A 19,630-nucleotide genomic window follows, 5' to 3' on the forward strand; every position below is an offset into this window, starting at 1 on the left:
ATTGACTTGCCCGCGACCATCCTATTTACAACCCGCATCACCGAACCCTCTAGATCCGGTCCCAAAATGCTCGACAAAACCTATGATTCCGCCGCCGTCGAACCGAAGATCGCCCAGAAATGGGAAGAGGCCGACGCCTTTCGCGCCGGTGTGAACGCCAAGCCTGGCGCCGAAACCTTCACGATCGTCATCCCGCCGCCGAATGTCACCGGCTCGCTGCACATGGGCCATGCGCTGAACAACACGCTGCAGGACATCATGGTGCGCTTCGAGCGCATGCGCGGCAAGGATGTGCTGTGGCAGCCCGGCATGGACCATGCCGGCATCGCGACGCAGATGGTCGTCGAGCGCCGCTTGGCCGAGAGACAGCAGCCTAGTCGTCATGTCATGGGTCGCGAGGCCTTTATCGACAAGGTCTGGGAATGGAAAGAAGAGTCCGGCGGGCTGATCTTCAATCAGCTTAAGCGTCTCGGTGCATCCTGCGACTGGTCGCGCGAACGCTTCACCATGGACGAAGGTCTGTCAAAGGCCGTTCTTGAGGTCTTCGTTACGCTCTACAAGGAAGGCCTGATCTATCGCGACAAGCGGCTGGTCAACTGGGATCCGAAGATGCTGACGGCGATTTCGGATATCGAAGTCGAGCAGCATGAGATCAACGGCCATCTCTGGCATCTGCGCTACCCGCTGGAAGAAGGCGTAACCTATCAGCATCCGACCGCCTTCGACGAGGAAGGCAAGGCGACGGAATGGGAAACGCGCGACTATCTCGTCGTTGCCACCACCCGCCCGGAAACAATGCTCGGCGACACCGGCATTGCCGTTAACCCGGACGACGAACGCTACAAGGCGATCGTCGGCAAGCATGTCATCCTGCCGATCGTCGGCCGCCGCATCCCGATCGTCGCCGACGAATATCCGGACCCGACCGCGGGTACCGGTGCCGTCAAGATGACGCCGGCGCATGATTTCAATGACTTCGATGTCGGCAAGCGCCGTGGCCTGCGCGTCGTCAACATTCTGACGCCGGAAGCGTCCATCACCATCAAGGACAACGAGGATTTCCTCGAGGGCCTTGATAACCCCGCAGCGCTGCACGGCGCCTGGGATGAGCTGGAAGGCGCGGATCGTTTCGAGGCGCGCAAGATCATCGTCCGCATCTTCGAAGAGGCCGGCCTGCTCGACAAGATCGAGCCGCATAAGCACATGGTTCCGCATGGCGATCGTGGCGGCGTTCCGATCGAGCCACGCCTGACCGAGCAGTGGTATGTCGATGCCAAGACGCTGGCCGAACCGGCGATCGCTTCCGTTCGCGAGGGTCGCACCAAGCTCGTTCCGAAGAGCTGGGACAAGACCTATTACGACTGGATGGAAAACATCCAGCCCTGGTGCGTTTCCCGTCAGCTCTGGTGGGGTCATCAGATCCCGGCCTGGTATGGCCCGGATGGTCAGGTCTTCGTCGAGAAGACTGAGGAAGAGGCGCTGCAGGCGGCGATCCAGCACTATCTCTCGCATGAAGGCCCGATGAAAGCCTATGTCGAGGACCTGCTGGAAAACTTCAAGCCGGGTGAAATCCTGACGCGCGACGAAGACGTTCTCGATACCTGGTTCTCGTCGGCGCTCTGGCCGTTCTCGACGCTCGGCTGGCCGGATGAGACGCCGGAACTGGCGCGCTACTATCCAACTAACGTGCTCGTCACCGGTTTTGATATCATCTTCTTCTGGGTTGCCCGCATGATGATGATGGGCTTGCATTTCATGAAGGACAAGAACGGCGATCCGGTCGAGCCCTTCAATACGGTCTATGTTCACGCCCTGGTGCGCGACAAGAACGGGCAGAAGATGTCGAAGTCCAAGGGCAACGTCATCGATCCGCTCGAACTGATCGACCAGTACGGCGCCGATTCCCTGCGTTTCACGCTGGCGATCATGGCCGCACAGGGGCGCGACGTGAAGCTCGATCCATCCCGCATCGCCGGCTACCGCAACTTCGGCACCAAGCTTTGGAATGCCACGCGCTTTGCCGAGATGAACGGTGCCAAGAGCGATCCGCATTTCGTGCCGGAAGCCGCCGAGCTCACCATCAACCGCTGGATCCTGACCGAGCTTGCCAGGACGGAACGCGACGTCACCGAAGCGATCGAAGCCTATCGCTTCAACGATGCCGCCGGCACGCTTTACCGCTTCATCTGGAACCAGTTCTGCGACTGGTATCTCGAACTCCTGAAGCCCGTCTTCAGCGGCGATGACGAAAATGCCAAGGCGGAGGCGCAGTCCTGCGCGGCCTACGTTCTCGAAGAGACCTACAAGCTGCTGCACCCCTTCATGCCCTTCATGACAGAAGAGCTGTGGGCGCATACGGCGGGCGAGGGCAAGGAGCGTGACGGCCTGATCTGCCACGCCGAGTGGCCGGTTCCCTCCTATGCCGATGATGTCGCGGCCGACGAGATCAACTGGCTGATCGACCTTGTTTCGGGCCTGCGCTCCGTCCGCTCCGAAATGAACGTACCGCCGGCCGCCACCGCGCCGCTGGTGATCGTTGGCGCCAACAGCCTGACCCGCGAACGTCTGTTCCGCCATGACGCAGCGATCAAGCGGCTGGCCCGTGTCGAGGCAATTTCACTCGCCGATACCGCTCCGAAGGGTGCGGCGCAGATCGTTGTCGGCGAGGCCACCGCCTGCCTGCCGCTCGGCAGCCTGATCGACCTTTCGGTCGAAAAGGCTCGTCTGGAGAAGGGGATCGCCAAGAACGAGCAGGAAATGGCCCGCATCGTCGGCAAGCTGTCGAACGAGAAGTTCGTCGCCAATGCCAATCCGGATGTGGTTGCCGCCGAGCGCGAGCGCCTGGACGAACTCCAGGGGCAACTCGCCAGCCTGAAGGTCGCTCTTGCGAGAGTCAGCGAAGCCGGCTGAGGCCGCAGATAATCCAAGTAAAAAGGGCACGCTGACGAAGGTCGCGTGCCCTTATTTGTTTGCGCCATCGATTCGACGGAATCACCAAAAAAGGCCGATCTTGCCCATCGCCAGCTTCGCGCAGGTAAAAACAATTACCCCTAAATTGATAGCTTTCTCGAAAAGCGAAACTGTTGTCGGATTGTAACAGAATTGTTTCAGTAGAGAATATTAATCTATGTGGGGCATCAAATGTTTTTGAAGAAGAAAAAAATATCTAACGCGAACCGTAATGGAGCATGTAGCTCACTTTCTTACGTAAATCAGTCACTATGTCGCGAGCAGCTGGAGCATCAGCAGTGCATTGCCAATTCATGTGATCGTCGCAACAATCAGACACATAGATGCACAAGTGGGGGAGACACAATGGCATTTCGTATTGCGTTGAAGGGTGCGTTCGCACTCGTTATCACGTCGTCATTTGCAAGCGCCGCATTCGCGGGTGGGCTTGATCGCGGCGGTTACGATATCGATCTACTCTTCGACAAGGGTCGTTACGCTTTCGAATCCGGTGTGACTTATGTCATGCCCGGTCGCAAGTTCAAGAATGCCAAGGATACCAATCCGGCTGACGGCAATCTCAACGGGCGCAGTAGTTCCACGGATGTCACCGAGAATTATGCCATCCCGTATATCGGCTTCAAGGTCGGCATCACCGATGACCTCGATTGCATGGCCGACTATTCCGAACCGTTCGGCGGCCATAGCAATCCGGGCCTGAACTGGGCCGGCGCCAACAATGAAATCGAGACCAAGCTGCGCACGCATAATTATGGGGCGACGTGCTCCTACAAGTTCGATGCCGGTCCGGGTCAACTGCGTTTGATCGGTGGCGGCTTCTACCAGGAGGTCACCGGCTACAAGTCCCGCCTGGTCTCGGCCATTCCCGCTCCGCTTTCCGCCGTCTATGACGGTGTGGGCTCGCTGGACGTCGATGGTCATGGCTGGGGCTGGCGCGCTGGTCTTGCCTATGAGATCGAGGAATACGCTTTCCGCACCAGCCTCGTCTATAACAGCCGCGTCAAGTACGACAACCTCAAGGGCACGGTCGATCTGACGGAGCTGCCGCCGATCCGTGCGTTCTTCGGCAAGACCACGTCCGTCTTCGGCTCGGCCGATGCACCGGATTCGCTGGAATGGAAAGTGCAGACCGGTATCGCTCCGGACTGGCTTGCCTTCGGCTCGGTCAAGTGGACCAACTGGAGCCTTCTGCAGAGCATCGCGCTTTGCCCGACCTCCACGCGCGGCATTTCGTGCCGTCCGGGTGGAGCGACCGAGCTCACATCGCTCGACCTGCTCTATCAAGACGGCTGGACGATTTCCGGCGGTATCGGTCATAAGTTCAATGACAAATGGAGCGGCGCGCTCAGCCTGACCTGGGATCGCGGCACCAGCCAGGGTTATGGCATGAACTCGGATACTTGGACGCTCGGCGCCGGCGTCAACTACAAGGCAACCGAACATGTCCAGTTCACCTTCGGCGGCGCGCTTGGCCTGCTGACCAGCGGCAAATCCGGCCAGGTGACTTATAACGGCCTTACGTTCGGCAATGACGTCAACTACAGCTACGGCAACGACCTCGTTGCTGCGCTTTCGACGTCGATGAAGGTGAGCTTCTGAGTCTAACCCATTGAATTGAAGTAACTTCCGAGAAATCTGGTTATTACATCAAGTGATTCCCGCGCCGCGAGCCCCATTCGGTCTCGCGGCGTTTCAGTATCAAGTTCAGGGCGAAGTCATCTTCAGATAAGGCATGCAAAATAGTCCCGAATAGCCACTTTATGGTTAATAAAACGGGAAGATCGGCGATCTCTTTGTGATGAATCGGCAACACTTTATTTCAACCGGTTATAGGTGCGTGTCCGCCGCCCAATTTGTCCATTTCCCGCCACAAATGAGGAGCAGCGATTATACGGGCACAGGGGCAGGCCTTGTAGAGAGTGCGTAAACGGTTGATGGGTCAGTTTCCACTTTGGCAGAATGAGCAATCCTGGATCGGAACGGTGACGTTTCCGATGCGGTCGGAAATGCTTTATTTCTCGCGGGAATCCAGAAATCGTCCGATCTCAGGTCTCTCCTTTGGGGCAGTTGAATGGTGTGCTGTTTCGGCAGCGACGCGTGAACGCGGCGGCAGGAATGCTCGTTTGGACATAATTTCGAATTATGCTCGGAAATGTGGCAAACGACCTCCGGCTGGTGCCATGCGAACCTTCTTGACGGGAGGTTTCGCTGGTTCGCGCGCGGGTAGGGAATACATTCGCAAACCTTGCGGCGCAGATGGGGTTGCCGTGATGAATGCGGATGGAGCGAGAGAAGTCGACTGTTATGTTTAAGTCCGAGTTCATATCAGCGAGAGTGATGTTGCTCAGCCTGTCGCTTGCCACCTTCGTGGTCCTGACAGGCCAGTGCCGGGCATTCGATATCAATGCCGGCGTCACCAAGGAATCCGGTCCTTTCGATCTCTTCAAATTCGGTTTTCGAGCCTACAAGAACGGCCAGAAGGAAGAGGCCGTCGAAGCCTATCGTTACGCGGCCGAAAAGGGCCATACCGGTTCGCGCTGGGCGCTGGCCAATATGTATGCCGACGGCGACGGCGTGACGCAGGATGATTTTGAGGCCTTCAAGATCTATAGCGAGATCGCCCAGCAGGGTGTGGAGCCCGGCTCCGAGGACACTGGCTTCTTCATCAATGCGCTGCTTGCGCTTGCCAATTATTACAAGACCGGCATTCAGAACAGCCCGGTCAAGACCGACCTCAATCAGGCGCGTCAGCTCTATTTCCAGGTTGCTTCGACCTTCGGCGTTCCCGAGGCGCAGTTCCAGCTCGCGCAGATGATGCTGTCGGGCGAGGGCGGTGCCCCCAACGTGCAGCAGGCCAAGAAGTGGCTGAACCAGGCCCGCAAGAGCGGCCATCCCGGCGCCATGGCCGTTTTCGGCAATATTTTATTCCAGGAAGGCCAGACCGTCCGTGGCCTTGCCTTCATGACGGCGGCGCTCGACAAGTGCAAGCCAAAGGACTGCGGCTGGATGGAAGACTTGCAGGAGCAGGCTTTCTCGGTCGCCAATGAGAACGACCGCCGCGTTGCCGTCTCCATGTCGCATCAACTGGATGTCGCCGGCGCCGAGTAATGGGGCTGTTTCTTCTTCAGAGCGCGATGTTGGCCCTGCGCTAATTCTGAAAATCGAGATGCGCGATCACCGGAACGTGGTCCGACGGCTTTTCCCAGGCACGCACATGTTTCTCGATGGCCGTGGAGGTCAGCCGATCGGCCGCTTCGGGCGACAGCATCAAATGGTCGATGCGGATGCCGTTGTTCTTCGGCCAGGCGCCGGCCTGATAATCCCAGAACGAATATAATTTGACCGCATCCGTCGTGGCGCGCACCGCATCGGTGAAGCCGAGATTTTCGAGCCGGCGGAAGGCCTGGCGGGTCTGCGGCAGGAACAGCGCGTCATTCTCCCAGACCTTCGGATCGAAGCAGTCATGGGGCTCCGGGATGACATTGTAGTCGCCGGCAAGAATGATAGGCTCTTCCAGGGCGAGCCTATCGGCCGCGAATTTCCGCAGGCGTTCCATCCAGGCGAGCTTGTAGGGATATTTTTCGGTGTCGACGGGATTGCCGTTCGGCAAATAGAGGCAGCAGACGCGCAATGCGCCATGGTCCGGCACGGAGAACACCGCTTCGATGAAGCGCGCCTGTTCGTCGCTGTCGTCGCCGGGAAGGCCGCGCGTCACTTCGTCGGGCTTCATCTTGGAAAGGATCGCCACGCCGTTGAAACCCTTCTGCCCGTGCGTCTCGACATGATAGCCGAGTGCCTCGATCTCCAGGCGCGGAAAGCCTTCGTCCACCGTCTTGATTTCTTGCAGGCAGGCGATATCCGGATCGGAGTCCTTCAGCCACTGGCAGAGGTTTTCAATACGCGCTTTGACGCCGTTGATATTCCAGGTGGCGATCTTCATGACGGGGCGGCTCCTCTGCTTCGCCTTCTTTTATCCGCAGCAATCGGCCTTGACCACGCCCAAATGAAAACCGGCCGGGAGCGAGGGCTTCCGGCCGGTGATCAATCTGTGGAAAAACGGGAGCGTCAGATCGAAAAACTTGTTCCGCATCCGCAGCTTGCGACCGCATTCGGATTCTTTATCTGAAAGGACTGGCCGAGCAGATTGTCGACGAAATCGATCTCGGACCCGGCCATATAGACCAGCGACAATTGATCGATCAGAACGGTGGCATTGCCTTTTTCGACAATGATATCATCGTCTTGCGGGCCGTCGGCCAGATCGAACTTATAAGAGAAGCCCGAACATCCACCGCCTTCGACCGCAACGCGAAGCGCTCGCTTGCCGGCTTCGGCGCTAACGATCGCGGCGATTCGCTTTGCCGCTGCGTCCGATAGGGTTACACTCGTCTCAGTCATGCTTTCCTCCTGCCGGGGTCAAGATCCGGAGAGAACCAATGGGCCGTCCGACTTTCAAACGGCTGATATCAATAGCCTTTATCATGAAAGCGCGGCGGGTGACAGCTATGGTTTCATGGTTGAGCCATGTGCCATTTTGCTGTTTGTATTCGATATAGGTATGAAGGCCGCGAGGCGGCGTCAATGGGCTGGCGCCTGAATGGATGGATGATGACGATCGACAGGCATGCATTGGGTTTCGGTTATGGCGAAAAGGCGGTCTATGCGACCGACCCCTGGACTTCGCGCGGGCGGCTTTACGAAGAAGGGTCGAGCCCGACGCGCTCCGATTTCCAGCGCGACCGCGACCGCATCGTGCATACGACCGCTTTCCGGCGGCTGAAGCATAAGACGCAGGTTTTCATCGCGCAGGACGGTGATCATTACCGCACACGTCTGACACATACGATCGAAGTGGCGCAGGTCGCCCGCGCCCTGGCGCGCGCCTTGAAGCTCGACGAAGATCTTGCCGAGGGTGTGGCGCTCGTTCACGACTTCGGCCACACCCCATTCGGCCATACCGGCGAGGATGCGCTGCACGAGATGTTGCAGCCCTATGGCGGCTTCGATCACAATGCGCAATCCTTGCGTATCGTCACGAAACTCGAGCGGCGCTATGCCGAATTCGATGGCCTGAACCTCACCTGGGAAACGCTGGAGGGTCTGGTCAAGCACAATGGCCCGCTGCTGACGCCGGATGGCAAGGATACGCGCGGCCCCGTGCCGCAGCCGATTCTCGACTATTGCGAAATCCATGATCTTGAGATCGCCACCTATGCCAGCCTGGAGGCGCAGGTCGCGGCGATCGCCGACGACATCGCCTACAACACCCATGATATCGATGACGGCCTACGCTCGGGCTATCTGACCTTCGACATGCTGGAGGAAATACCATTTCTCTCCGAGCTGATGGCCGAGGTGAGGGCGCGTTATCCGAATTTGGAGGCAAGCCGCTTCACGCATGAAATCATGCGCCGGCAGATCACACGCATGGTGGAGGACGTGATCTCCGTTGCGCAGCAGGCGCTAAGCGAGGTCAGGCCGGGCAGCGTTGCCGACATCCGCGCTGCCGGCCGCGTCATCGCCACTTTCTCTCCCGAGATGGCGGAAACGGACAAACGGATCAAGCAGATGCTGTTCAAGCGCATCTACCGCCATCCGGATATCATGCGTATCCGCACCGGCGCCGCGCAGATCGTCACGGATCTGTTCCGGGCCTATATGGACAATCCCAAGGAGATGCAGAGCCATTATTGGGTTGACCATATCGCAGGCCTTGCCGTCACCGCCAAGGCGCGTCATGTGGGGGACTATCTGGCCGGCATGACCGATACCTATGCCATCAGCGCCCACAGGCGTCTGTTTGACCAGACTCCCGATTTGCGGTAGGCAGCGGCGGCGTCGGGCCGAAAGAGCCCGCCCAAGCTATGCGTGGACACTATGATGAACCTTTTCACCGACTTCGAAGTAAGAATTAAGAACGCTCTCGAGCAAATTGATATTGTGAGGGAAAAGCGATCCGAACTCGACTTCGGCCGCATCGGCGTCGAGCCGCCGCGAGACGCCAGCCACGGCGATGTCGCCACCAATGCGGCCATGGTACTGTCGAAGCCGCTGGGCATGAACCCGCGCGCTCTTGCCGAGATCATCATTGCGAAATTGCAGGAAGATACCGATGTTGCCGAGGTTTCGGCGGCCGGTCCGGGCTTCATCAATATTCGCCTGTCTGTCGGTTATTGGCAGCGTCTGCTGGCGACGATGATCGCCGAAGGCGAGAAATTCGGCCGCTCGACGGTCGGCGCTGGCCAGAAGGTCAATGTCGAATATGTCTCCGCCAATCCGACGGGGCCGATGCATGTCGGCCATTGCCGTGGCGCCGTCGTCGGCGACGCGCTGGCGAACCTGCTCGGCTTTGCCGGCTATGAGGTTACCAAGGAATATTACATCAACGACGCTGGCTCGCAGATCGACGTGCTGGCGCGGTCCGTCTTCATCCGCTACCGCGAGGCGCTTGGCGAACAGGTTGGTGATATCCCGGCTGGTCTCTATCCTGGCGACTATCTGGTTCCGGTCGGCGAGGCGCTGGCCAAGGAATTTGGCACCAAGCTTCGCGGCATGCCGGAGGAACATTGGCTGCCGATCATCAAGGAACGTGCCATCGACGCGATGATGGTCATGATCCGCGCCGATCTGGAGGCGCTGAACGTCCATCACGACGTCTTCTTCTCGGAGCGGACCCTGCACGCCAACGGCGCCGCGCTGATCCGCACCGCCATCAACGACCTGACCTTCAAGGGCTATGTCTACAAGGGCGCTCTGCCGCCGCCGAAGGGGCAGTTGCCGGAGGATTGGGAGGATCGCGAGCAGACGCTCTTCCGTTCGACGGAAGTGGGTGATGATATCGACCGCCCGCTGATCAAGTCGGACGGCTCCTATACCTACTTCGCCGCTGACGTCGCCTACTTCAAGAACAAGTTCGACCGGGGCTTCAACGAGATGATCTATATTCTCGGTGCGGACCATGGCGGCTACGTCAAGCGCCTGGAAGCCGTTGCGCGCGGCGTCTCGGAAGGCAAGGCGAAGCTCACGGTGCTGCTGTGCCAGCTGGTCAAGCTGTTCCGCAATGGTGAACCGGTGAAGATGTCGAAGCGTTCCGGCGATTTCGTCACGCTGCGCGAAGTGGTCGATGAGGTCGGCCGCGATTCCGTGCGGTTCATGATGCTCTATCGCAAGAGCTCCGAGCCGCTGGATTTCGATTTTGCCAAGGTGACAGAGCAGTCCAAGGACAATCCGGTCTTCTATGTGCAATATGCACATGCGCGCTGCATGTCGATCTTCCGGCAGGCCCAGGAAGCCTTCCCGGATCTCGACATCGCCTCGCTTGATCTGGCGAAGGCGGTGGGCGGCGTGATCTCCGATCCGGCCGAGTTGCAGCTCGTCGCGAAGATTGCGGAATTCCCGCGAATCATTGAAGCTGCGGCACAGGCTCAGGAGCCTCATCGCATCGCCTTTTATCTTTACGATCTGGCAAGTTCGTTCCACGGACATTGGAACAAAGGTAAAGATTTACCTGAATTACGATTTGTTAACGATAAGAACCGAGAATTGAGCATTGCCAGACTTGGGCTGGTGCACGCTGTCGCGTCGGTTTTGAAGTCGGGTCTTGGTATAACCGGGACCGCCGCACCGGATGAAATGCGATAAACGTCACCGTTTGCCCACATTGCACTGGCATTTAACTGTAGCGTTTGCGAGTGGATTGGGTGATGGCAGAAAAACAGTTGGCGTATCGCGCAAGCGGAAACGACGGGTTCTTTGCGGATGATGATCCGCTTGCCGAACTCGCCCGCATCGTCGGTTTCGAGCCGCGGCCTGCCGCCCAGGCGGCACCTGCGGCTCAACGGCAAGAGCCGGCCTTCGATCTCGAAGACGAGCTCCTGCGGGAATTCGAGCGCTATGATGCGCCACGTTTGAGTCCAGCGAATGACATTCCGGTCTTGCCGGAAGATCAGCCCTTCGCTGGTGAAGCTGAACTGTCGCGTCCCGCCGAGCCGGCAATCGCCGAACCTCAGCCTGCCGAATTGCAGCAGCAGCCCGCGCCGGCGATCAAGCCGACCGTCGGTGCACGCGATCTGATCGACGAACTCGAAATGTCGATTGCGCCCGCATTGCAGGCCGCCCCGGCTCCACAGCCGGCCCCGGTCCCGCAACCTGTTGCTCCGCCGGTCGTCAAGCCGACGCCGCAGCACGCCGCGGCCACCGTGCGTTTGCCGATTGCCAATTTCACCGTGGCGCCTCCTTCCACGCAGGCAACGCCCGTCGTCCCGGCTCCCGTTGTTGCCCCGGTCGCTCAAGCGCAGCCCATCATCGAGGCGCTCGATTTTGAATTGCCGACGATGGGGGATGCCCGGAGCGTCGAGCCCATCGCTGCTCAGCCGGTCGTCAAGGCGCCGGAACCGGTCAAGCCGGCAAGCTTTGATGCGGCGGCTCTTTCCGCCGAGATCGACGACCTGCTGGCTGATGTCAACCGCTATCCCGTTCCCGCCAGAGGCAGTGAGCCGGCGGCAAGGGTCGAGCCGGACTTCGATATTTTCGCCTCGCAGCCCACAACACCGGCAGTTTCTGCCGTAGAAGCTTTTGTCGCTCCTGTGGCCTCCGTCGCCCCGCAGCGCGAAGAGCCGAAGCCGATCGTGCTGGAGGATGAAGACCCCTTCGCCGGCGAGGACTTCGAATTCGATCTCGCTGATATCGAGATGGAACTTGCCGAACTCGATTTTGCGGAAGCGAACAAGTCTGCTCCCGTGACGCCGCCGACGCCCGCACCGGCCGTTGCGCCGCAGCCTGCGCCGATCGTTTCGAGAGCCACGCCTGTCGTGCCGGCTCCCGTGGTTGCCGTTGCCACGCCATTCGTTGCGGAAGCCCAGCGGCCGGAACCGGTTCAGCCGCCCGTCGTTGCCGCCGCGCCGGTCGTCGCAAAGGCAGTGCCGACGCTCGATATCGATCAGGCTTTGCCTTTCGACCCGTCGGAAATCTCCGATACGGAAGACCGTGTCGAGACCTTCGAGGGCTCGCATGTTCCGAACCTGCCGCCTGTCGAGCCGGAAGCGCCGATCGCGGTTCCCTCGGAATATGATTTCGATATCGATGCCGAGATGGCGAGCCTGTTCGGCACGCCCGCCAAGGAAGCTGCTCCTGAGCCGATCAAGCCGGCTGCTGCCGCTCTCGGCGGTGCAATGGCTGCTGCCTCCTGGTCGAAGAATGCGACGGCACAGCCTGTTGCCGCAGCCGCCAAGCAGCCTGTCGAGGAGTTCGACGAGTTCGAGCGGGCTCTGGAAGAGGACTTCCGCCGCAGCTACCGCGAAGCATCCACTCCGGTCGAGAATGTCGCCCGCATGACGCTGAACCCGGCCGTGCAGGCCATCCGGCGTCCGGCCCGTTCGTTCCGTGGCATTGCAACCGCTGCCGCGCTCATCGCGGTTCTCGGCCTCGGCGCCTATGGTGTTTATGGTTGGGTCCGTCACGGCTCGCCGATTTCGAGCTTCTCCGGTGAGCCGCGTGTGATTACGGCCGATGCCGAACCGATCAAGGTCGCTCCGGAAAATCCGGGCGGAACGGTTGTCCCGAATCAGGACAAGGCCGTCTACGACCGCGTCGCCGGTGATGGCGCCGCCGCGCCGAAGCAGAAGCAGCTTGTGTCCTCCAACGAGCAGCCGGTGGATGTCGTCCAGAAGACGTTGATCCCTGAAGCTGTTTCGCCCGATGACGGCAGTGCCGATCAGGTCACGCCGACGCCGGTTGGTGAAACTCAGGATCCGCGGCTGTTGCCGAGCCAGAGCGGCGATAATGCCGACATGGCCGCCAACGATGACGGGCAGGTTCCGTCGGTCTCGCCGCGCAAGGTTCGCACGATGATCGTCAAGCCTGACGGTTCGCTGGTTGCTCGCGAAGAGCCGGCCGTCGACAAGACCACGACGGCAGCAGCTCCGGCTTTGGCGCCGAAGACCGCAGCGGCCAAGCCGGCCACCGACAGTCAGGTAGCCTCTGCCGACCTTCGTCCGGCCAGCACGGATACGCAGGCATCGCAGCCGGCTGATGCCAATGATGCTGCCAGCGCCGAGAGCACGCCGATCCGCGTCGTCAAGACCACTCCGCTTCCGACCGCGCGTCCGGCACAGCAGCCGGCCAAGACGGTGGCTGCGGCTACCCAGAACGTCGCTGCCCATACGGCACAGGCCCAGCCGAAGCCGCAGCAGGTTGCTTCGGTAAGCCCGGCCGCAACGCAGGCAGCTCCGGTCGCGTCGGCAAGTGCCGGCGGCGCCTATGGAGTGCAGATCGCCTCGCTGCCTTCCGAGGCGGAAGCGCAGCGGTCGCAGGCGAACCTGAAGACCAAGTTCGCCAGTGTCATCGGTGGTCACCAGCTTGAAATCCGCAAGGCCGATATCGCCGGCAAGGGCACCTATTATCGCGTCCGTGTCGTCGCCGGCTCCAAGGACGATGCCGCCGACCTCTGCGTACGCCTACGTGCCGCGGGCGGCACCTGCCTGATCTCGAAATAAGAGATCAGAGCACCGGGCATCAGCTGAAAACGGCGGGCGAGAGCCCGCCGTTGTCCTTTGAACCAGCTTCTTTTTATGTATCTCGCCTTGACGTGCTTCGCATTTCACGAAGCGGCCGCTATGATTCGGACATGACCGAATCAAAATCCATGATCCTCGGCTGTAGCGGCCATTCCATCACACCCGAAGAGCGTTCCTTCTATCAGGCGGAACAGCCATGGGGCTTCATCCTTTTCGGACGCAACATTTCCGAGCCGGCGCAGATCGCCGATCTCGTCGCGTCCCTGCGCGATAGCGTCGGTCGCGATGCGCCTGTTTTCATCGACCAGGAGGGGGGCAGGGTGCAGCGCATTCGTCCGCCGATCCTGCCGCATTACCCTTCCGGCCAGGCGCTAGGCGATATCTATCGCCAGAACCGTGAGCAGGGTCTGCGCGCCGCTTGGCTGATGTCGCGGCTCCATGCCTTCGACCTTCTGAAGTTCGGCATCAATGCCGATTGCCTGCCGGTGCTCGACGTGCCGGTCGAAGGATCGAGCAATGTTATCGGTAACCGCGCCTATGGCGGCGATCCGGTGACGGTGACCGAGATGGGCCGCGCCGCCTCGGAGGGGCTTAAGGCCGGCGGTGTCCTGCCGGTGATGAAGCACATGCCTGGCCACGGCCGCGGCTTTGCCGATTCGCATCATGAATTGCCGGTCGTCACGGTGTCCCGCGCCGAGCTGGAAGCGCATGATTTTCCACCTTTCGTCGCGCTCAAGGACGAACTGATGGCGATGACCTGCCACGTCGTCTTTACCGATATCGATCCCGCCAATCCGGCGACGACCTCGCGCAAGGTCATCGAGGAGATCATCCGCGGCCATATCGGCTTCAAGGGCTTGCTTCTCTCCGACGATAGCTCGATGAATGCGCTGGCCGGCACGATCGGCGAGCGGGCTGCGAATATTGTTGCCGGCGGATGCGATATCGTGCTGCATTGCAACGGTATTATGGACGAGATGCAGCAGGTGGTGCGCAACGTGCCGGTGCTCAGCGGCGGCGCGCTTGAGCGGGCCAAGGCGGTGGAAGCGGCTTTCGGCTATAATGACGGTGTGGATGAAGCGTCGATTCGCGCTGAATTCGATGCGATGTTTGCGGTGGCTTAAGACCGAACTCCGGGGATCTGACGGGTGAACAAGGTGAGCGGCACGGAAAAGAGCCAACAGGCGGCAGCGCCGATGGACAAGCTGTGGCAGGACAGCAATGGCGAGCGCGGCATGCACGAGCCCACCATGCTTGTCGATATCGCCGGCTTCGAAGGTCCGCTTGACCTGTTGCTGCATCTTGCCCGCACCCAGAAGGTCGATCTGTCGCGCATCTCCGTGCTGGCGCTGGTTGAGCAATATCTGTTGTTCATCGATACCGCCCGGCGAATCCGCATCGAGCTTGCGGCCGATTATCTCGTTATGGCCGCTTGGCTTGCCTACCTCAAGTCGAAGCTGCTCATTCCGCAGCAGAGCAAGGAAGACGGCCCGAGCGGCGAGGAAATGGCGGCGACGCTCGCCTTCCGCCTGAAGCGCCTTGAAGCCATGCGCGATGCGGCGACGGGTCTCGTCAACCGCAATCGTCTCGGCCGCGACATCTTCGTGCGCGGCGCGCCGGAGCATATTCCGGACCGGCGGCGGTCCGCCTATGACGCCAGCCTCTACGATCTTCTGACCGCCTATGCCGGTCTGCGCCAACGTCAGGCGGTCACGCAGGTGACGATTGAGCGACGCCAGGTCTGGTCCTTGGGCGATGCCCGTACGATCCTCAACCGGATGATCGGCGAGATCACCGACTGGACGGCCCTGGAACACTATCTGCTGCGCTATATGACCAGTCCCAGCGAGCGCGTCACCGCCATCGCCAGCGCCTTTGCGGCCTCGCTGGAGCTCGCGCGGGAAGGCAAGCTGGAAATTCGCCAGGAGGGCGCGTTCCAACCGCTCTACATGCGGCGCGGGCCGAAGCATGATGTCGATGAGCTTGAGGCTGCGGAATAGGTGCGGGTGTGAGCGGTCCTGATAACGATCAGCATATGGATGATGATGCCACGGTACCGGCGATCGACGAGCGCGCTCTGCGTGAAGCGGAACGCATTGCCGAAGCGTTGGTCTTTGCCTCCGCCCAGCCGGTATCCGAGAGCTTTATTGCCGAGCGCGTCGCGCAGGGCGTCGATATCAATTCCATTATGCAGCGGCTGAAGGCAGATTACGCGATGCGCGGCGTCAATCTGATCCAGGTCGACGGCGCCTGGGCCTTTCGTACGGCCGCCGATCTTTCCTTCGTTATCCGCCGCGATGACAACGAGGCGCGGAAACTGTCGCGGGCGGCGCTCGAAGTCTTGGCGATCATCGCCTATCACCAGCCGGTGACCCGCGCCGAGATCGAGGACATCAGGGGCGTGCAGACCTCTAAGGGGACGCTCGACGTATTGATGGAGTCCGGCTGGGTTCGTTTTCGCGGCCGTAGGCGCACGCCTGGCCGGCCGGTGACACTGGGCACTACAAGGGATTTCCTCGATCATTTCGGTCTGGAGGAGTTGCGCGACTTGCCCGGTCTCGAGGAGCTGAAGGGGGCAGGGCTGCTTTCCGGCCGTATCCCCGCTAATTTCAACGTGCCGTCACCGCTGATGAGCGATGAATTGACGGAGGACGAGGATCCGATCACGCAGATGGATCTCGAGGAGCTTGGTCTCCTGGCGCCGGGTGGCGCTTCGGACGATTGAGCTCAAAATCGGCACTCTCGACACGCTTTGGGCCGCTTGGTGGCCCATAAAGCTTTTTTCAAAACAATGCACAGGCCTCTGTTTCGCCATTAGCTGATGCGAATATGGAGCTCATTCTCCTGACTTGGAGACGTTTGGCTATTGCATTGTTGCTCGCTATCCCGATAAGCGTCGATGCAGTACATTTTGGTGTTTGAAAAACATTCACAAACGTCTTACATCGGGAAGACACTGAAATCGGAGTTATCGCAATGGGTTCTCTAAGCATTTGGCACTGGCTGATCGTCCTGGCCATCGCGCTGTTGTTGTTCGGCCGTGGAAAGATCCCGGAGCTGATGGGTGACGTCGCCAAGGGCATCAAGAGCTTCAAAAAAGGCATGAACGACGACGAGGAGACGCCGCCGCCGGCACAGTCGACAACGTCCCGTACCGTCGAACACAAGGCCGACGAGTCGAAGTAATCATGTCGGGCACGTCAGGGGCTGAAATGCTCGCTGTCGGCCCAGGAGCCTTTTTATGTTCGATATAGGCTGGTCCGAGCTGCTGATTATCGCCGTGGTGGCGCTTGTGGTCATTGGCCCGAAGGAATTGCCGGCGACGCTACGAACGATTGGCAAGATGACGGCGCGGGCTCGGAAAATGGCGGGTGAGTTTCGCTCGCAGTTCGACGAGGCCATGCGTGAAGCCGAGCTGGACGATGTGCGCCAGACGATCTCGGATGCCCAGAAGCTCAACCCGGTCAATTCATTGCGGGAAGCAATGAACCCGTTGCGGCAGATGGGCAACGATATCAAGGCGGATCTGCAGCGTTCGACGACGTCGGACAAGCCTGCAGCAACCTCGACCCCGGCTGAACCGGTTTCCGAACCATCAATGGGATTGCCGGAAACGCCGTCCGTCGCCCCCGCGATTGGCGGAGCGCCTACAGTGGTCGCGCCTGCACCTGTTGCCGCCGCGCCGGAAACGCCTACAAAGCCGAAGGCTGTGCGCAAGCCGCGTGCAAAGGTGCCCGCCAAGACGGAAGAGGTCGCTGCCGTGGTGGTCGATACGCCGATCGTCGCGGAAAAGCCGAAGCGTGCGCCGCGCAAGGTCGCTGTGGCTGCCCCTGAGGCTCCCGTTGTCGCGACTCCAAAGAAGCGTGTAGCGGCCGCCAAGACCACACCGGTCGCCAAAGCAACGCCTAAAAAGAAGGACAAGGCATGACGGGCGACATTGACGATAAGCCACAGCCGCTTATCGAACACCTCATGGAATTGCGCACGCGGCTGATCTGGTCGCTGGTGACGTTTTTCATCGCCTTCATCGCCTGCTTCGCCGTTGCCAAGCATCTCTTCAACTATCTGGTCTATCCCTATAAATGGGCCGTCGTCTGGGCTCACCTTGATGTCACCAAGGCCGAGTTGATCTACACTGCGCCGCAGGAATTCTTCTTCACGCAGGTGAAGGTTGCCATGTTCGGCGCCTTGGTCATCGCTTTCCCGGTCATCGCCGCGCAGATCTACAAGTTCGTGGCGCCCGGCCTCTACAAGAACGAGCGTGGCGCCTTCCTGCCGTTCCTGATAGCATCGCCGATCTTGTTTATCATGGGCGCGGCACTGGTTTACTTCTTCTTTGCTCCCATGGTCATGTGGTTCTTCCTGAAGATGCAGCAGGTGCCGGCCGACGGTCAGATCGGCATCGCGCTCTTGCCGAAGGTCTCGGAATATCTGAGCCTGATCATGACGCTGGTCTTCTCCTTCGGCCTCGTTTTCCAATTGCCGGTCATCACCACGCTGCTTGCGCGCGTCGGTCTGCTGACATCGACCTGGCTGGCGGAAAAACGCAAATTCGCGATCGTCTTCGCCTTCATCGTTGCCGCCGTGCTGACGCCGCCGGATCCGATGTCCCAGATCGGCCTTGCAGTGCCGACGATCATTCTCTACGAGATTTCCATCTACGCGGCGCGACTCGTGGAACGCCAGCGTGCCCGGCAGACGGCTGAGGAGAATGACGAGAATTCCGATGTTGCCAAGACGGATAGTGTCTGAGCGGCGGATCGGAAACGTCCTTCCATAAGGGTTTGCCAATTCGATCTCCGACCGAAGTCTCGGTCGGAGCTGTAGTCATGTCTAACGACCTGGAACGACGATGCTTGATATCAAATGGATTCGTGAGAATGCCGAGGTTTTGGATGCAGCGCTTGCCAAGCGCGGTGCCGAGCCTTTGTCGCAAGGCCTCATCGCGCTCGACGAGAAGCGCCGCTCCATCATCCAGTCCGTTCAGGATATGCAGTCCCGCCGCAACGCCGCCTCGAAGGAGATTGGCGCGGCCATGGGCCAGAAGAACACCGAGCTTGCCGAAAAACTGAAAGCCGAAGTCGCCGACATCAAGACCTCGCTTCCGGCCGCGGAAGAGGAAGAGCGCGTGCTGACGGCCGAGCTCAACGACGCCCTGTCGCGCATTCCCAATATTCCGCTTGATGATGTGCCGGTCGGCAAGGACGAGCACGACAATGTCGTCAAGCATTCCTGGGGCGCCAAGCCGACCTGGAACCACAAGCCGAAAGAGCATTACGAAATCGGCGAAGAGCTCGGCTACATGGATTTCGAACGAGCTGCCAAGCTCTCCGGTTCGCGCTTTACCGTGTTGACCTCGCAACTCGCGCGCCTGGAACGGGCGCTCGGCCAGTTCATGCTCGATCTGCATACCAGCGAGCATGGTTACACCGAAGTCAGTGCGCCGCTGATGGTGCGTGACGAGGCGATGTTCGGCACCGGCCAATTGCCGAAATTCGCCGAGGATTCGTTCAGGATCACGGATGGCCGCTGGCTGATCCCGACCGCTGAGGTAACGCTGACCAATCTCGTTTCCGGCGACATCCTCGACCAGGAGAAGCTGCCGCTGCGTTTCACCGCGCTGACGCCGTCTTTCCGCTCGGAAGCGGGTTCTGCCGGTCGCGATACGCGCGGCATGCTGCGCCAGCACCAGTTCTGGAAATGCGAGCTCGTGTCGATCACCGATGCCGAAAGCTCGATTGCCGAGCATGAGCGCATGACCGCCTGCGCCGAGGAAGTATTGAAGCGTCTCGGCCTGCATTATCGTGTCATGACACTCTCGACCGGTGACATGGGCTTCGGTGCCCGCAAGACCTACGACCTCGAAGTCTGGCTGCCGGGGCAGGATACCTATCGTGAAATCTCTTCCTGCTCGGTCTGCGGCGATTTCCAGGCCCGGCGCATGAATGCGCGCTACCGCGGCAAGGACGACAAGGGCACGAAATTCGTGCACACGCTCAATGGTTCCGGCACCGCGGTCGGCCGCTGCCTGATCGCCGTTCTCGAGAATTATCTGAACGACGACGGCTCGGTCACTGTGCCTGACGCACTGCTGCCATATATGGGTGGTCTGAAGAGGATCGAAAAAGCAGCATAATTTACTGGTG

Annotated in this window: 15 protein-coding genes; 13 read left to right on the forward strand and 2 right to left on the reverse strand. The window is 60.0% G+C overall.

Features of this window, described 5'->3' with window-relative positions; genetic code table 11:
- Positions 1 to 66 precede the first annotated feature (66 nt).
- The 3 genes from AC1RO0_RS00225 (at position 67) to exoR (ending at position 6,078) form a co-directional block, all read left to right on the forward strand.
- Entirely contained in the window at positions 67 to 2,910 is a 2,844-nt protein-coding gene (locus AC1RO0_RS00225; protein ID WP_498591005.1) for a valine--tRNA ligase, read from the forward strand.
- Between the two features lie 405 nt (positions 2,911 to 3,315).
- Positions 3,316 to 4,569: an OmpP1/FadL family transporter gene (locus tag AC1RO0_RS00230; RefSeq protein ID WP_498591006.1), complete on the forward strand. Its 1,254-nt coding sequence runs from the start codon at positions 3,316 to 3,318 to the stop codon at positions 4,567 to 4,569.
- 705 nt (positions 4,570 to 5,274) lie between these two features.
- Positions 5,275 to 6,078 (forward strand): exopolysaccharide production regulator ExoR, encoded by an 804-nt coding sequence (exoR, locus tag AC1RO0_RS00235; protein ID WP_153365778.1) that lies wholly within the window; start codon positions 5,275 to 5,277, stop codon positions 6,076 to 6,078.
- A 40-nt stretch (positions 6,079 to 6,118) separates the two neighbouring features.
- On the opposite strand, the gene xth is transcribed toward exoR, so the two are convergent.
- Entirely contained in the window at positions 6,119 to 6,910 is a 792-nt protein-coding gene (gene xth / locus AC1RO0_RS00240) for an exodeoxyribonuclease III (RefSeq protein WP_498591007.1), read from the reverse strand.
- A gap of 125 nt (positions 6,911 to 7,035) precedes the next feature.
- Positions 7,036 to 7,368 carry an iron-sulfur cluster insertion protein ErpA gene (gene erpA, locus AC1RO0_RS00245; RefSeq protein WP_047454555.1) on the reverse strand — a complete coding sequence of 111 codons (333 nt, stop codon included), beginning with the start codon at positions 7,366 to 7,368 and terminating at the stop codon, positions 7,036 to 7,038.
- A 210-nt stretch (positions 7,369 to 7,578) separates the two neighbouring features.
- Here erpA and AC1RO0_RS00250 point away from each other — a divergent pair, with 210 nt between their 5' ends.
- From AC1RO0_RS00250 to serS, 10 genes are all read left to right on the forward strand, one after another.
- Entirely contained in the window at positions 7,579 to 8,796 is a 1,218-nt protein-coding gene (locus AC1RO0_RS00250; RefSeq protein ID WP_498592350.1) for a deoxyguanosinetriphosphate triphosphohydrolase, read from the forward strand.
- Between the two features lie 54 nt (positions 8,797 to 8,850).
- On the forward strand, positions 8,851 to 10,611 hold the full coding sequence (argS, locus tag AC1RO0_RS00255) for an arginine--tRNA ligase (RefSeq protein WP_498591008.1): 1,761 nt from the start codon (positions 8,851 to 8,853) through the stop codon (positions 10,609 to 10,611).
- A 62-nt stretch (positions 10,612 to 10,673) separates the two neighbouring features.
- Complete coding sequence (locus AC1RO0_RS00260; RefSeq protein WP_498591009.1) at positions 10,674 to 13,463, forward strand: SPOR domain-containing protein; 2,790 nt, start codon at positions 10,674 to 10,676, stop codon at positions 13,461 to 13,463.
- 131 nt (positions 13,464 to 13,594) lie between these two features.
- A complete protein-coding gene (nagZ, locus tag AC1RO0_RS00265; protein WP_498591010.1) occupies positions 13,595 to 14,608 on the forward strand; it encodes a beta-N-acetylhexosaminidase in 1,014 nt (337 codons plus the stop codon).
- 24 nt (positions 14,609 to 14,632) lie between these two features.
- A complete protein-coding gene (locus tag AC1RO0_RS00270) occupies positions 14,633 to 15,484 on the forward strand; it encodes a segregation and condensation protein A (protein WP_498591011.1) in 852 nt (283 codons plus the stop codon).
- Positions 15,485 to 15,519: 35 nt separating this feature from the next.
- Positions 15,520 to 16,209, forward strand: coding sequence for an SMC-Scp complex subunit ScpB (gene scpB, locus AC1RO0_RS00275; RefSeq protein ID WP_498591012.1), 690 nt, complete (start codon positions 15,520 to 15,522; stop codon positions 16,207 to 16,209).
- Positions 16,210 to 16,460: 251 nt separating this feature from the next.
- A complete protein-coding gene (locus AC1RO0_RS00280; protein WP_007690954.1) occupies positions 16,461 to 16,670 on the forward strand; it encodes a twin-arginine translocase TatA/TatE family subunit in 210 nt (69 codons plus the stop codon).
- A 55-nt stretch (positions 16,671 to 16,725) separates the two neighbouring features.
- The gene (tatB, locus tag AC1RO0_RS00285; RefSeq protein WP_498591013.1) at positions 16,726 to 17,412 is read left to right on the forward strand and encodes a Sec-independent protein translocase protein TatB; all 687 of its coding nucleotides are present in this window, start codon (positions 16,726 to 16,728) and stop codon (positions 17,410 to 17,412) included.
- Positions 17,409 to 18,236 carry a twin-arginine translocase subunit TatC gene (gene tatC, locus AC1RO0_RS00290; protein WP_498591014.1) on the forward strand — a complete coding sequence of 276 codons (828 nt, stop codon included), beginning with the start codon at positions 17,409 to 17,411 and terminating at the stop codon, positions 18,234 to 18,236. Before tatB ends, tatC begins: the two co-directional genes overlap by 4 nt.
- 100 nt (positions 18,237 to 18,336) lie before the next feature.
- Complete coding sequence (serS, locus tag AC1RO0_RS00295) at positions 18,337 to 19,620, forward strand: serine--tRNA ligase (RefSeq protein ID WP_498591015.1); 1,284 nt, start codon at positions 18,337 to 18,339, stop codon at positions 19,618 to 19,620.
- Positions 19,621 to 19,630: the final 10 nt, after the last annotated feature.

The sequence above is a fragment of the Rhizobium sp. GW821-FHT14E12 genome (assembly GCF_058803745.1).